Annotated in this window: 13 protein-coding genes and 1 tRNA gene; 4 read left to right on the top strand and 10 right to left on the bottom strand. The window is 70.0% G+C overall.

From position 1 onward, the window contains the following. Positions 1-18: 18 nt before the first annotated feature. Genes DI573_RS04560 through DI573_RS04570 form a run of 3 tightly spaced genes read right to left on the bottom strand, consistent with a single transcriptional unit; the run spans position 19 to position 2,980 of the window. On the bottom strand, positions 19-957 hold the full coding sequence (locus DI573_RS04560; RefSeq protein ID WP_292811119.1) for a type II secretion system F family protein: 939 nt from the start codon (positions 955-957) through the stop codon (positions 19-21). Next, on the bottom strand, positions 954-1,823 hold the full coding sequence (locus tag DI573_RS04565) for a type II secretion system F family protein (protein ID WP_292811121.1): 870 nt from the start codon (positions 1,821-1,823) through the stop codon (positions 954-956). Before DI573_RS04565 ends, DI573_RS04560 begins: the two co-directional genes overlap by 4 nt. Next, positions 1,820-2,980: an ATPase, T2SS/T4P/T4SS family gene (locus DI573_RS04570; protein WP_292811123.1), complete on the bottom strand. Its 1,161-nt coding sequence runs from the start codon at positions 2,978-2,980 to the stop codon at positions 1,820-1,822. Before DI573_RS04570 ends, DI573_RS04565 begins: the two co-directional genes overlap by 4 nt. Before the next feature lie 98 nt (positions 2,981-3,078). On the opposite strand from DI573_RS04570, the gene DI573_RS04575 reads away from it, so the two are divergent. Together DI573_RS04575 and DI573_RS04580 are read left to right on the top strand one after the other, a co-directional pair. Then, positions 3,079-3,160 (top strand) — tRNA-Leu (locus DI573_RS04575). Between the two features lie 63 nt (positions 3,161-3,223). Next, entirely contained in the window at positions 3,224-4,018 is a 795-nt protein-coding gene (locus DI573_RS04580; protein WP_292811143.1) for a VTT domain-containing protein, read from the top strand. Here the strand turns inward: DI573_RS04580 and DI573_RS04585 are convergent. Further along, positions 4,015-4,878 (bottom strand): Ku protein, encoded by an 864-nt coding sequence (locus tag DI573_RS04585; protein ID WP_292811124.1) that lies wholly within the window; start codon positions 4,876-4,878, stop codon positions 4,015-4,017. The genes DI573_RS04580 and DI573_RS04585 overlap by 4 nt on opposite strands. An 89-nt stretch (positions 4,879-4,967) precedes the next feature. On the opposite strand from DI573_RS04585, the gene DI573_RS04590 reads away from it, so the two are divergent. Further along, a complete protein-coding gene (locus DI573_RS04590) occupies positions 4,968-7,418 on the top strand; it encodes an ATP-dependent DNA ligase (RefSeq protein ID WP_292811126.1) in 2,451 nt (816 codons plus the stop codon). Between the two features lie 48 nt (positions 7,419-7,466). Here the strand turns inward: DI573_RS04590 and DI573_RS04595 are convergent, their stop codons facing one another. Genes DI573_RS04595 through murI form a run of 4 tightly spaced genes read right to left on the bottom strand, consistent with a single transcriptional unit; the run spans position 7,467 to position 10,621 of the window. Then, positions 7,467-8,390 (bottom strand): cation diffusion facilitator family transporter, encoded by a 924-nt coding sequence (locus DI573_RS04595; RefSeq protein ID WP_292811127.1) that lies wholly within the window; start codon positions 8,388-8,390, stop codon positions 7,467-7,469. Positions 8,391-8,407: 17 nt separating this feature from the next. Next, the gene (gene rdgB / locus DI573_RS04600; RefSeq protein WP_292811145.1) at positions 8,408-9,025 is read right to left on the bottom strand and encodes an RdgB/HAM1 family non-canonical purine NTP pyrophosphatase; all 618 of its coding nucleotides are present in this window, start codon (positions 9,023-9,025) and stop codon (positions 8,408-8,410) included. Positions 9,026-9,030: 5 nt separating this feature from the next. Then, on the bottom strand, positions 9,031-9,777 hold the full coding sequence (gene rph, locus DI573_RS04605) for a ribonuclease PH (protein ID WP_292811130.1): 747 nt from the start codon (positions 9,775-9,777) through the stop codon (positions 9,031-9,033). 1 nt (position 9,778) lies between these two features. Next, on the bottom strand, positions 9,779-10,621 hold the full coding sequence (gene murI / locus DI573_RS04610; RefSeq protein ID WP_292811132.1) for a glutamate racemase: 843 nt from the start codon (positions 10,619-10,621) through the stop codon (positions 9,779-9,781). Between the two features lie 64 nt (positions 10,622-10,685). Between murI and DI573_RS04615 the strand changes: the two genes are divergently transcribed. Beyond that, entirely contained in the window at positions 10,686-12,020 is a 1,335-nt protein-coding gene (locus DI573_RS04615; RefSeq protein WP_292811134.1) for a nicotinate phosphoribosyltransferase, read from the top strand. A 9-nt stretch (positions 12,021-12,029) separates the two neighbouring features. On the opposite strand, the gene DI573_RS04620 is transcribed toward DI573_RS04615, so the two are convergent. Further along, on the bottom strand, positions 12,030-12,296 hold the full coding sequence (locus DI573_RS04620) for a DUF3039 domain-containing protein (protein WP_292811136.1): 267 nt from the start codon (positions 12,294-12,296) through the stop codon (positions 12,030-12,032). Positions 12,297-12,331: 35 nt separating this feature from the next. Then, the coding region (locus DI573_RS04625) for a hypothetical protein (protein WP_292811139.1) at positions 12,332-13,511 on the bottom strand (1,180 nt) is incomplete at its 5' end.

The following is a 13,511-nucleotide window of genomic DNA, read 5'->3' on the forward strand; positions in this document are numbered from 1 at the left end:
GCGATACCGCATGTGCGCTCATCCGAGCCCCAGCCTCAACAGGACGACACCGGGGTAGACGGCGAACAGCACCGACAGCGGAAGAATCAGGAAGACCAGCGGGACGAGCATCGCGATCTCGGCGCGACCGGCGCGCTCGATGAGGCTGCGCCTGCTGTCCTCGCGGGCGTCGTGCGCCTGGGACTGCAGAACGCGCGCCAGCGGTGCGCCGCGCTCCATCGCACCGACGAGCTGATCTATGGCGCGCGAGAGCGCAGGAAGCTGCGCACGCTCGTCGAGCTCGCGCAGGGCCTCCGCGAGCGAGGACCCCGTGCCCACATCCAGCACGACCGTGCGCAGTTCGTCCGTGAGCTCACCCGACGACACACCCGCCACACGACGCAGCGCATCGCGAAGGCCCTCGCCGGCGGCGAGGCACAGACTCAAGAACTCCAGAACCGCCGGAAGCTGATCCTGCAGTCGCGATGCTCGCGCTCTCGCCCGAGCCTGCAGACGCAGATCGCACAGCGCCGCGCCCGCGAGCGCGGCGACCGGGGGCACGACAACGAGCGCGGGGCTCATCCTGCCCGCCAGCGCCAACGCGATCACCGCGATCGCACCCAGAGCGAGCCCCGCCACCGTCCACCACAGCTGACGGCCGCGGAAGGACTCCACGCCACGCGCATCGCCGGCCTGCGCGAGGCGGCGCGCGATGACCTCCGACCCCCCGACCGCCCGCCCCATCCTCGCGGCGAGCGCCTCGGCCGCGGTGCGCCACGACAGCATCCCGCCGCCCGGAGGCCGCCCGAACGGTGTGATCCCGCGCGGGTCGGCCACGTCGCGCACATACGGTGCGACGCGGTCGGCGAGGCCCGGCGCGCTCCATCGAGGCGACAGCGACAGCAGGCACCAGAGCCCGAGTCCGAGACCGCCGCCGAGAACGATCGCGAACGCGGCTGCCGTGAACGGCCCGCTCACGCGAACCACCGCCGAGGCTCGGGCAGGCGGCCGACACGGATCATCAGACGATAGGCGAGCACCGAGATCGCGCCGCCGGTCAGGACGACGACGATGCCTTCCGGACTCGAGTACGCCTGCGCACCCTCCGGACGCAGGGAGAGCATCGCGAGGATCACCCACGGTGCGATGACCCCCAGGCCCGCGGCCCCGCGGATCCAGGACTGGCGTGCGTCGACCTCCGCACGCAGGTGGGCTTCCGCGCGAACCGACGCTCCGAGGGCACGCAGCACCGCCGTCAACTCGGTGCCGCCCACCTGACGCGCCATCCGCAACGTCTCGACGATGCGGTCTGCGACGGGGTCGGCGAGGACGACCTTGAGTCGTTCCGCGCTGGAATCGAAGTGACCGGAGGCGTGGATGTCGCGTGCGAAGCCCTCGAAGGCCGGCCGCAGCGGCTCGGGTGCGTTCGTCCGCAGGCTCGCGACGGCGTCGGCAAGCCCCGCACCCGCTCGCACCGATGCGATCAGGTGGTCGCAGACATCGGGCCACAGGGCTCGTCGTGAACGCGCCAATCGACCACGCCGCGCGCGCAGCCACAGCACCGGAGCCGACGCTGCTGTCATGGCCGCCGCGAGGGCGATGACCGGCACCCCGAAAATGATCCACACGATCGAGCCCGCAAACAGTGCGCCGAGCGACGACGCGGCGATGACGGACCGTGGCCGCGCGCCGGAGAACCCGGACTCCTCGAGCAGTCGCACCAGGCCGTTGCGGCGGGATGCCGGCGCCCGGCGTTCGGCTGTGCGCTCGCGCTTCGGCCACCACCACGGCGAGAGCACGAGCAGAATCCCCGCTGCCAGACACGCGCCGAGTAGGAGGATCATCTCGCCGCTCCGGCGTGGACCATCCGCACCTCGATGACGCCGTCGGAGACCTGCCCGGTTGGTTGCGCGATCTCCGCGACGAAGCGACGCCCGCGATCGTCTCTCGCACAGTGCACGACGAGGTCGATCGAGGATGCGATCGCGGGAAGCACGAACCCTGCGTCGATGTTGCGTCCCGCCAGCAGAGGCAGCGCCGCGAGCTTCGCCAGCGCGTCCGCAGCTGAGTTCGCGTGTATCGACGCGGTGCCCGGCACCCCGGTGTTCAGCGCAAGGACCAGATCCAAAGCCTCGGCATCCCTCACCTCGCCCACCACCAGCCGATCGGGGCGCATGCGCAGCGCCTCCTTGATCAGCCGCCGCAGCGACACCTCTCCCGTGCCCTCGAGGCTCGGCTGCCGGCCCTGGAGGGCGACGATGTCGGGAACCTCGACACCCAGCTCGAAGGTCTCCTCGACCGTGATGATGCGGTGATGGGGCGGGCTGGCCGCGACGAGCGCGGCGAGCAGCGTGGTCTTGCCCGCATGGGTGGGACCCGAGACCAGGATGCTGGAACCCGCCGCCACGGCGGCGCGAAGGCGGGCGGCATCCGCCTCTCGCAGCGATCCGAGCTCGACGAGGGCTGCCAGATCGCGATAGGCCGGCGTGAACTTGCGGATGTTCACGGCCCAGTCGCGGCGGGTGATGTCAGGAATGGCGACGTGGACGCGCGAGCCGTCCGGCAGCGAGGCATCGACGAAGGGCTGACTCAGGTCCACCCGCCGCCCCGTCGACTGGAGCATCCGCTCGACGAGGTCGCGCACCTGCGCGTCGGTGAGCGACACGGCCACCCGCTCGGCCACGCCGCGCCGGGCGACGAAGACGCGGTCGGGAGCGTTGACCCAGATCTCCTCGATGCCGGGGTCGTCGAGATAGTGCTGGAGGGGCCCGAGACCCGCGACCTGTGCGATCACGCCGCGGACGCAGGCGTCTTCATCCGCGATCAGCGGCACGCCGCGGCCGGGGGCGAGGTCGTTGTGGCGCCGCACTTCGGTGCGCGCGAGCAGCTCGGCGGTGAGCGGATCGTGCGAAGGATCGATCCCCTCCCTTCGCAGGCGGTCGCGGACGCGCGACGCGACGGACGACTCGGGACCGGTGTGCGGGGGCGAGGCGCTGATCACGGGCTCATCCTGCCAATCGGGAGCGGACGGCCCGCGGAATTATCCACAGGTCGGTACCCGGTTCGCCGGAGCGGCCTGCGGATAGAATGAGCGCACTCGCGGGAGTGGTGGAATTGGCAGACACGCAGGATTTAGGTTCCTGTGCCTCCGGGCGTGTGGGTTCAAGTCCCACCTTCCGCACGGAGTCCGCCGACGGCGCACTCCGTGCATCCCTCCCCCGCCCACGAACGACGGGAACACCACGTGCAGCCGGCAGCTCTCATCCCCTGGCTTGATCCCGCAGCGATCATCGAATGGGCGGGACCATGGGCGTTGGTGGTCGTGTGCTTCATCGTCTTCGCGGAGACCGGCCTGCTCGTCGGCTTCCTGTTGCCTGGCGACACGCTCCTGATCATCGCGGGCCTGCTCTCCCACTCCACGGAGATCGCGCCGAACGGCGTCTTCGGCATCAGCGTGTGGTGGGTCGCGCTCCTGATCGGGCTCTCCGCGTTCGTCGGCGGTGAGGTCGGATACCTCATCGGCCACAAAGCGGGGCCAGCCGTATTCGAGCGCAAGGAGTCGGGCCTGTTCAGCGTCAAGAACGTCGAACGCACCAATGCGTTCTTCGAGCGCTTCGGCGGGCTGACGATCATCCTCGCCCGATTCGTCCCGATCGTGCGCACCTTCGCCCCTGTCGCGGCCGGCGTCGGTCACATGCACAAGGGCAAGTACACGCTGTACAACCTGATCGGCGCCGTGCTCTGGGGCTTCGGACTGACGATGTTCGGCTACCTGATCGGGTTCATCCCGTGGGTGCGCGACATCGTCACCGAGCACATCGACGTGATCCTCCTCATCGCGGTCGGCGGCACCGCGCTGGTCACCCTGTGGCACTACCTGCGTGAGCGCAGCAAGGCGCGCAGCGCGGCAGCGGCCGGCGAGGACGTCACGACCGACGCGGGCGAGGCGCGCGAGCTCGTGCTCGATCCCGAGGTCTTCGACCAGACACCCGATGGCGAGACGCCGGGCGCGGCGGGCACCACGGGGACCGCGCGCTAAGACGCCTTCTCGGCCGACTTCTTCTTCGGCTTCGCTCCGGACGTCTCTTCACCGGGGTCCTTCGCGCCGGATCGCGCCGCGCGCGAGCGCTCCACGCTCGCCCTCAGCGCCTCCATCAGATCGATGACCTCCCCGCCACCCTCATCGGCCTGCTCACCGAACGTCTCGGAGGTATCGAGCGCTTCGCCCTTCTCGAGTTTGGCCTCGATCAGCGTGCGCAGCTCCGCCTGATACTCGTCGACGAACTCGCCGGGGTCGAAGTCGCTCGAGAAGCTCTCCACGAGACTGGATGAGAGCTCCAGCTCCTTCGCCGAGATCTTCACCGGTTCATCGAGAGCGGGAAACGACACGTCGCGGACCTCATCCGCCCAGAGGAGCGTCTGCAGAACGAGTACGTCCCCGCGCACCCGCAATGCCGCGAGCCGCGTCTTCTGCCGCAGCGAGAATCGCACGATCGCCGTGCGATCCGTCTGCTCGAGGGTCTTGCGAAGCAGAACGTATGCCTTGGGCGACATGGAATCGGGCTCGAGGTAGTAGGACTTGTCGAGAGTGATCGCGTCGACCTGCTCCGAGGGCACGAACTCGACGACCTCGATCTCGCGGCTGCGCTCCGACGGCAGCGAGGCGAGATCCTCCTTCGTGAGCACGACGGTGCGCTCGCCGTCGTCGTAGGCGCGGTCGATGTCCGAGTACGGCACCACCTCGCCGTCGATCTCGCAGATGCGCTGATAACGGATCCGGCCGCCGTCGGCGTTGTGCACCTGGTGCAGAGACACGTCGTGGTCCTCGGTCGCCGCATACACCTTGACCGGCACGTTGACGAGGCCGAACGCGACGGCACCCTTCCAGATCGCTCTCATGTGACCAGTAGACACCCCCGCCGCCCGAGGATGCCAGCGCCCCACGGCGGACGGACCTCGGACTCGAGGCATCCGGCTACCCTGAACGGATGGCGGGAGAGCAGGTCGTGCGCGTCGCGGGGCGGCGACTGCGCGTGTCGAACCTCGACAAGGTCCTCTACCCCGCCACGGGCACGACCAAGGGCGAGGTCATCGCGTATTACACGCGCATCGCGCCGTTCATGATCCCCCACGTGACCGGCCGGCCGGTGACCCGCAAGCGATGGCCGGATGGTGTGGGCACGGCGGAGCATCCCGAGTCCTCGTTCTTCGCGAAGGATCTCGAGCCCGGCGCGCCCGACTGGGTCCGACGCACCCCGATCCCGCACTCCGGCGGGCCGAAGGACTACCCGCTCGTGGGCGACGTGGCCACCCTCGTGTACCTTGCACAGGTCGCGAGCCTCGAGCTGCACGTTCCGCAGTGGCGGTTCACGGCGGACGGTGAGCGCGGCAACCCAGACCGCATCATCCTCGACCTCGATCCCGGCGCGGGCGTCGGGCTTGCCGAATGCGCCGCGGTGGCACGATGGTGTCGCGAGATCCTCAGCGGCATGGGCTGGGACGCGCACCCGGTCACGAGCGGCAGCAAGGGCATCCACCTCTACGCCGCACTGGAGCACACCCAGACGAGCGAGCAGATCTCGGCGTTCGCGAAGGAACTCGCGCGCGCGGTCGAGGCGGATCATCCGGACCTCGTCGTCAGCGCGATGAGCAAGGCCGCACGCCCGGGCAAGGTGCTCATCGACTGGAGTCAGAACAACGGCGCGAAGACGACGATCGCTCCCTACTCGCTGCGCGGACGCCCGCACCCCACCGTCGCGGCGCCCCGCGCCTGGGACGAACTCGACGATCCCGACCTCGCACACCTCGACTTCGCCACGGTCCTCGAACGCGTCGAAGCGCAGGGGGACCCGCTCGTAGCTCTCGGGTTCCACGCCGGCGGACGCGCCGCCGATGACGGGCCGCTCGCCGTGTACATCGCCAAGCGCGACGCGAGACGAACCCCGGAGCCGGTGCCCTCCAACGCGCTCGGCGCCTCCGAGGCATCCGGCGAGCGCCCGCGCTTCGTCATCCAGGAGCACCACGCGAGCCGCCTGCACTGGGACCTGCGCCTCGAGCGCGACGGCGTGCTGGCGAGTTGGGCCGTGCCACGGGGCGTGCCCCCGACGGTCGCCCGCAACAACCTCGCCGTGCAGACCGAGGACCACCCGATCGAGTACCTCGCGTTCGAGGGCACGATCCCCGCGGGCGAATACGGTGCGGGGTCGATGACGGTCTGGGATGACGGCCGCTACGACCTCGAGAAGTGGCGCGACGACGAGATCATCTTCACCCTTGAGGGGCGACCGGCAGGACCACTCGGGACGGTGCACCTCGCGCTCATCCGCACGGACGGCACGGGAGAGAAATCGACGTGGCTGTTGCATCGGATGAAGACGGATGCCTCGGGTGCGCCGCAACCGGAAGGGGCCCCCGTCATCGCGCTCGCCGATGCGGACGACGACGCACCGCCCGCAGAGCGCCTCCGCCCGAATCTCGCGACGGGCTCTGCACCCGGGCTCGCCGCCGCGGCGATCCGGCGCTGGTCGGCAGGCGCCGGATCGGATCCGTGGGTCGAGTTCAAATGGGACGGCATCCGCGCCCTCGGCGTCTGGGACGGTGAGATGCTCCGACTCATCGGTCGTCGTGGCACCGACATCACCGCCCGCTACCCCGAGCTCACGGGCGAGTCGCTCGGGCTTCGCTCCGAGGCTGCGGTGCTCGACGGCGAGCTCGTCGCGCTCGACGAGACCGGTCGACCCAGCTTCTCGCTTCTGCAGCGCCGCTTGAATCTGGTGAAGGCTCAGGACATCGCCGCCGAGGCCCGGCGCACCCCGGTCACGTATTACGTGTTCGACCTCATCGAGCACGACGGAGTGGATGTCGGGGCCCTCCCCCTGCATCGGCGTCGGGCGCTGCTCGAATGTGTCGTGGCGGATGCCCGACCTCCCCTGTCTGCGCCGCCCATTTTCGATGATCTGGACGCCGCCCTCGCGACGGCTCGCGAGTTCGGCCTGGAGGGGGTGATGGTGAAGGACCCCACGTCGACGTATCGCCGCGGCATCCGCACCGAGTCGTGGCTCAAGGTCAAGCTCACGCGAACGCAGGAGGTCGTCATCGGCGCCATCAGGCCGGGGCGTGGTGGCCGGAACGGTTCGATCGGGTCGCTCCTGCTCGGTGTGCCGGGTCCGGATGGGCTGCAGTATGCGGGGCGTGTCGGAACGGGGTTCAGCGATGCCACCCTCGCGCGACTCGCCCAGGCGCTGACACCGCTACGCACGGAGACGAACCCGTTCGTCGATATCCCGTCGGCCGATGCCTCGGATGCGCTATGGGTACGGCCGGAGCTCGTTGCTGAGGTGGAGTTCGCCGAGTGGACCCGGGATGGCTCGTTGCGTCATGCGCGCTGGCGGGGCCTCCGCCCCGACAAGACCCCCGCCGACGTTGTGCGAGAGGACTGACTCGCGGTCGACTCGGCGTGAGAAGAGGATCTCGGCAGAGTCCCGACGTCAGGCGTGGGTGGCGGCATCGCGGTCGGAGTGACCCGCAGGCTCGATCTGGAACGTCGAGTGCTCGACGTCGAAGTGATCGGCCAGGCACCCCTGCAGACTCGCCAGCAGCTCTGCCGCTCCGCCGCGCTCGAGCACCTCGGGTTCGACGACGACGTGGGCGGTGAAGACGGGTGCACCGCGTGTGAGCTGCCAGACGTGGATGTCGTGCACGTCCGCCACTTCCGGCGCACCCAGGATGTGATCGCGGATCTCGGCGATCTGCGTGCCCTTCGGCGCCGACTCCGCCAGCACGGAGAAGACCTCGCGCAGCAGGCCGATCGCACGGGGCACGATCATCGCCGCGATGAGCAGCGACGCGATCGCGTCGGCCGGGAGCCACCCCGTCAGGAGGATCACGATGGCTGCGGCGATGACGGCCGCTGAGCCGAGCAGATCTCCGAGCACCTCCAGGTACGCACCCCGCACATTGATGCTCGACCGCTGCGCGCGGCTCAGCAGCCACAGGGCGACGGCGTTCGCCACGAGACCGACGACGGCGACCACCAGCATCACACCGCCCTCCACGTCCACCTCCGCGGGAACCAGCAGACGCCCGACGCCCTCGACCGCGATCCACACGGACAGGACGATCAGCACGGCAGCGTTCAGCAGAGCCCCGAAGACCTCCGCGCGCTGGTACCCGTAGGTGTTCCGCTCGTTCGCCGGGCGCGCCGCGACCACGTTCGCGGCCAGGGCGATGACGAGCGCGGCCGTGTCCGTGAACATGTGCGCCGCGTCGGCCAACAGGGCGAGGGAGCCGCTCAGTACGCCGCCGACGATCTGTACGACCATCACGCTCGCCGTGATCGTGAGTGACAGCGCGAGTAGTCGCCTGCTCGAGGCGCTGCGGATGCCTCCTCCGGCCGGTGCGTGATCGTGCATGAGATCAGGCTAGGCGACTACAGCGCGGCGAGCAGAGGCGCGAGCTCCGCGAAGGCGCGTGCACGGTGCGACTGCGCGTTCTTCTCGGCCGGCGTGAGCTCGCCCGCCGTGCGGGCCGGCCCGGGATGCTGTCCATCGGGAATGAAGATCGGGTCGTACCCGAACCCTCCCGCGCCGCCGGGGGCTGTGGCGAGGCGCCCGGGCCAGCGTCCCTCGACGACGTGCTCGACCGCCTCCGACGCGGATACGCCCGTCGGGATCACCAAGGCGATCGTCGAGACGAACTGTGCCGTGCGATGAGGATCGGCGATGTCGGAGAGCTGATCGAGCAGCAGCGCGAGGTTGGCCGCGGCATCCTTCGCGTGCCCCGCCCAGTAGGCGGAGAAGATGCCGGGCGCGCCCCCGAGGACGTCGACGCAGATGCCGGAGTCGTCGGCCACGGCGGGCAGGCCGGTGTGGGCGACCGCTGCCCTCGCCTTGATCAGGGCATTCTCGGCGAAGCTCACGCCGTCCTCGACGGGCTCGGGGCCCTCGTACCCGACCACCTCGATGTCGGGACGGGTCGCCGCGACGATCGCTGCGAACTCCGCGACCTTGTGCGGGTTGTGGGTGGCGAGGACGACCCGCCTTCGCACGGCGTTCACTCCGCCGCCGCGGGCTGGAGCGCCGCGAGCTGCTGGACCCGCAGCGCGTCGCACCCCGAGACGCCCAGCTCGAGAAGGGCGTCGAGCTCGCGCTTGTCGAACGGCGCGCCCTCGGCGGTGCCCTGCACCTCGACGAACAGGCCACGACCCGTGACCACCACGTTCATGTCCGTTTCGGCGCGCACATCCTCGACGTAGGCGAGATCGAGCATCGGCTCACCGTCGATGATTCCGACCGATATCGCCGCGACGGAATCGCGCAGCACCTGGGAGCGCTGCGCGATGAACTTCTTCTCCCGCCCCCACTCGATCGCGTCGGCGAGTGCGACGTACGCGCCGGTGATCGCCGCCGTGCGTGTGCCGCCGTCAGCCTGCAGGACGTCGCAGTCGATGACGATCGTGTTCTCGCCGAGCGCCTTCGTGTCGACCACGGCGCGCAGGGCACGCCCGATCAGTCGGGAGATCTCGTGGGTGCGCCCGCCGATCTTGCCCTTGATGCTCTCGCGGTCGTTGCGGCTGTTGGTGGCCCGGGGCAGCATCGAATACTCGGCGGTGACCCAGCCCTTTCCTTTGCCGGTCAGCCAGCGGGGCACGCCGTTCGTGAACGACGCGGTGCAGAGCACCTTGGTACCGCCGAAGCTGATCAGGGCCGATCCCTCGGCGTGCGCGCTCCATCCGCGTTCGATCGTCACGGGTCGCAACTGGTCGGCGCTGCGCCCGTCGGCGCGGGTGATTTCGGTCATGTCATCCTCGTGTTCGTTCGGGGCGGGCGTCCTGCAGGTCGATGGCGCCGGTCTGCACGAGCTGCACGGAGCGCACCTCGCGGCCCATGAGTCGGTTGGCAAGGTCGATGAAGGCCGTGGGTGAACCGCCGGTGGCCTCGTAGACGTGGGATGCGGGCTCGGTCGCCGACGTCAGCAGGTCGCGGGTGACGAGCTGGCGGTAGACGTCCTTGGCTGTCTCGGTGTCGCTCGAGACGAGCGAGACACCGTCGCCCATGACGTAGCCGATGGCTCCCTTGAGGAACGGGTAGTGCGTGCAGCCCAGGACGAGGGTGTCGATGTCGGCGGCGCGCAGGGGTGCGAGATACTCCTCCGCGACGGCGAGGACCGCGGGCGAGCCGGTCACCCCCGCCTCGACGAACTCGACGAAGCGCGGGCAGGCCCGGGTGAACACCGTGAGCGCGTCGTTGACGCCCAGCATGTCCTGGTAGACACCCGACCCGATCGTGCCCTCCGTGCCGATCACGCCGACCCGGCCGTTGCGGGTCGACGACATCGCCGTGCGCACGGCGGGGCCGATGACCTCCACGACCGGCACGTCGTAGCGTTCGCGCGCGTCTCGCAGGACGGCGGCCGAGGCTGTGTTGCAGGCGATCACGAGCATCTTCACGCCCTGCGCCACGAGCGAATCCAGCACCTCGAGCGAGTAGCGCCGCACGTCCGCGATGGGCTTCGGCCCATACGGCGAGTGCAGCGTGTCGCCGACGTAGACCAGCGATTCGCGGGGCAGCTGATCGCCGATCGCGCGTGCCACGGTGAGTCCGCCGACCCCGGAGTCGAAGATCCCGATCGGCGCGTCATCCATGGTCCCCCAGCCTACCCATCCCGCTCCGGCACTCCCTCGACGGCGCATCGGTAGAGTGACGCGCATGGTCGAACCCGAGCCCCGCAGCGCCGCCCTGTACACCGACCGTTACGAGCTCACGATGCTCGATGCCGCGCTGCGTGACGGCACCGCCGAGCGCCGCTGCGTGTTCGAGTTGTTCGCCCGAAGGCTCTCGGGCGGTCGCCGCTTCGGCGTCGTCGCGGGCACGGGGCGGCTGCTCGGGCTGCTGCGGGCCTTCCGCTTCGCGGAGCCGGAGCTGCGATTCCTCCGCGATGAGGGCGTGGTGGATGCCGCCACCGTGCGCTTCCTCGAGGACTACCGCTTTCGCGGCTCCATCTCGGGATACAGGGAGGGGGAGATCTACTTCCCCGGCTCGCCGGTGCTGACGGTCGAGGGAACCTTCGCCGATGCGGTCGTGCTCGAGACGTTGGCCCTCAGCGTGCTCAACCATGACTCCGCGGTGGCGACGGCCGCGGCGCGGATGAGCATCGCCGCGGGCGCCCGCCCGCTGTCCGAGATGGGTTCGCGGCGCGCCGCGGAGGAGTCGGCCGTTGCCGCAGCCCGAGCCGCGTACATCGCGGGCTTCGGCGCGACGAGCAATCTCGAGGCGGGGCGCCGGTGGGGCGTTCCCACGATGGGTACCGCCGCGCACGCCTGGACGTTGCTGCACGACTCCGAGGAGCAGGCGTTCCGATCACAGATCGCGGCGCTCGGTTCGGACACGACGCTGCTGGTGGATACCTACGACATCGGCCGCGGCGTCGAGACCGCCATTCGCGTCGCCGGCCCTGATCTCGGCGGCGTCCGCATCGACTCCGGTGATCTGCCGCTCGTCGCGGCCTCCGTGCGCGCCCAGCTCGACGCCCTCGGCGCGACCGGCACACGCATCACCGTGACGAGCGATCTCGACGAGTATGCGATCGCCGCCCTGGCAGCATCCCCGATCGATGCGTACGGTGTCGGCACCTCGGTGGTCACGGGGTCCGGGTACCCGACCGCCGGCATGGTCTACAAGCTCGTCGCGCGTCAGGATGCGGTCGGCGGGTGGGTCCCGGTGGCCAAGGCATCCCTGGACAAGGCCTCCCGCGGTGGCCGCAAGGCCGCGTTCCGCACGCTCGAGGACGGAGTCGCCACCAGCGAACTCATCACCGTTTCGGACGGATTCGAATCCCTCGACGAGGCATCCGCGCACCCGGGCGCGCGGGCGCTTCAGGTCCCGCTGGTCGTGGACGGCGAGATCGAAGGGTCCCACGAGGGCGCAGCGGGCACTGCGGGCGCGCGGGTGCACCACAGGGCGGTACGCGCGGAGCTGCCGGTGAGCGCCCTGGCGCTCAGTCGATCGGACCCGGAGCTTCCGACGGTGTACGTCGAGCGCTGAGCGTCACGCTCACGTCTGCAGCGACTCGTAGATCTCTTTGCACGACGGGCAGACAGGGAACTTCTCCGGGTCGCGGCCAGGCGTCCACTTTTTTCCGCACAGGGCGCGCACGGGCTTGCCCGTGATCGCCGACTCGAGGATCTTCTCCTTCTTCACATAGTGGGAGAAGCGCTCATGGTCGCCGGGCTCGACGCTCTCTTCGCGGATGAGCTCTTCGAGCTCGCGGTCGAGGGTGGCGATGCCGCCCTGGTCGGGGCTGTCGAGAGGCGTGCTCATGGGTCGTCAGTCTAGTCGTGCCCGGGCCACCGGGGTCAGGCGGTTTCGGCGAACTCCAGCAGTCGCCCGCCGCGTCGGCTGAACATGAGCGATCCGATGCCCACCCCTACGAGCAGGACGACCGCCCCCGCAGCGACACCCGACAGCAGCGCCCACATCGCGTGCTCGTTGGATCCGGTGAAGGTGAGCCAGGCGAACCAGAGGGCCGGTGCGGACGCCGCGAGGGCGCCGATGAAAACGCCGGCCTGTGCGATGAGACCCGACGATCCCGTGCGCTGCGGCTGACGGAACGGGGAATCGCCGGGTCGCGTGACGGCGTAGGGCGCGATGACCGATGAGACGCTCGAGAGTCCGAGCCCCGAGAAGAATAGGCCCGCGCACACGCCCGCCAGGGCTGGGAGAAGACTCCAGTCGCCGTTGACTGCGACCGCGAGGGGGACGGCGACAGCCAGGACGGGAGTGCCGACGAACAGGAGCGGGGCCAGCCTTCCGACTCGATCCGACACTCCCGGTACCCCCGCCGCGACGTGCATCCAGACAGCCGTGGAGTCGTAGGCGACGTCGTCGTGGGGCAGCCAGCCGAGGAAGAGGGCGATCAGCGGCACGGGGAGCAGAATCGCGGTGCCCAGAGGAACGCCGGCGACCAGGAGCGGTACGACGACGATGACCGCCGCGATCGGCACGATCACGACGTTGGTGAGATAGCGGCGGTCGTGCAGCCAGTACAGCATGCTGCGCGCGGCGATCGCACCGCCGGGAGTGCCCGGCATGAGCCCGAACCAGCCGAGACGCCCGCGGTCGCGCTGTGCGGACGCCGCGGGCGTGTGGCGCTGCAGCCGTATCGCGAGAGCGAAGAAGATCGCGCCGAGACCTGCGAGAGTGGCGATCGCGACCGTCCACGCGAGCGCATCCTCCCCGCTGCCGGGCACGAGCACAGCCCAGGACGCACCTCCCGGCACCAGCGCGAGCGCATCGGTGACATGCGCGAGCGTCGCTGTGAGCGGCGCACCGCCCCAGCCTGTGGCGGCGACGACGCCGATGGATGCCGGGATCGCGACCGCGAGCAGAGCGAGCAGCGCGATCCCCCGCCGGAGCGTCCGACGCCGACGCGGCGCGAGGACCGCGACGGACGCGAAGCCCACCCGCGCTGCCAGGGCGCACGTGAGGATGCCGACCAGCGCTGCCGCGACGACGCCGGGCACCGGGGCGCCCGCA

Origin of the sequence: Microbacterium sp. (assembly GCF_003248605.1) — a bacterium.
Lineage (GTDB): Bacteria > Actinomycetota > Actinomycetes > Actinomycetales > Microbacteriaceae > Microbacterium.

Bases quoted from the DNA above. Each gene is read 5' to 3' on its own strand.
- DI573_RS04565 (WP_292811121.1), bottom strand. From the start codon at position 1,823: ATGATCCTCCTACTCGGCGCGTGTCTGGCAGCGGGGATTCTGCTCGTG.
- DI573_RS04585 (WP_292811124.1), bottom strand. From the start codon at position 4,878: ATGAGAGCGATCTGGAAGGGTGCCGTCGCGTTCGGCCTCGTCAACGTG.
- DI573_RS04590 (WP_292811126.1), top strand. From the start codon at position 4,968: ATGGCGGGAGAGCAGGTCGTGCGCGTCGCGGGGCGGCGACTGCGCGTG.
- DI573_RS04595 (WP_292811127.1), bottom strand. From the start codon at position 8,390: ATGCACGATCACGCACCGGCCGGAGGAGGCATCCGCAGCGCCTCGAGC.
- rph (WP_292811130.1), bottom strand. From the start codon at position 9,777: ATGACCGAAATCACCCGCGCCGACGGGCGCAGCGCCGACCAGTTGCGA.
- murI (WP_292811132.1), bottom strand. From the start codon at position 10,621: ATGGATGACGCGCCGATCGGGATCTTCGACTCCGGGGTCGGCGGACTC.
- DI573_RS04615 (WP_292811134.1), top strand. From the start codon at position 10,686: ATGGTCGAACCCGAGCCCCGCAGCGCCGCCCTGTACACCGACCGTTAC.
- DI573_RS04620 (WP_292811136.1), bottom strand. From the start codon at position 12,296: ATGAGCACGCCTCTCGACAGCCCCGACCAGGGCGGCATCGCCACCCTC.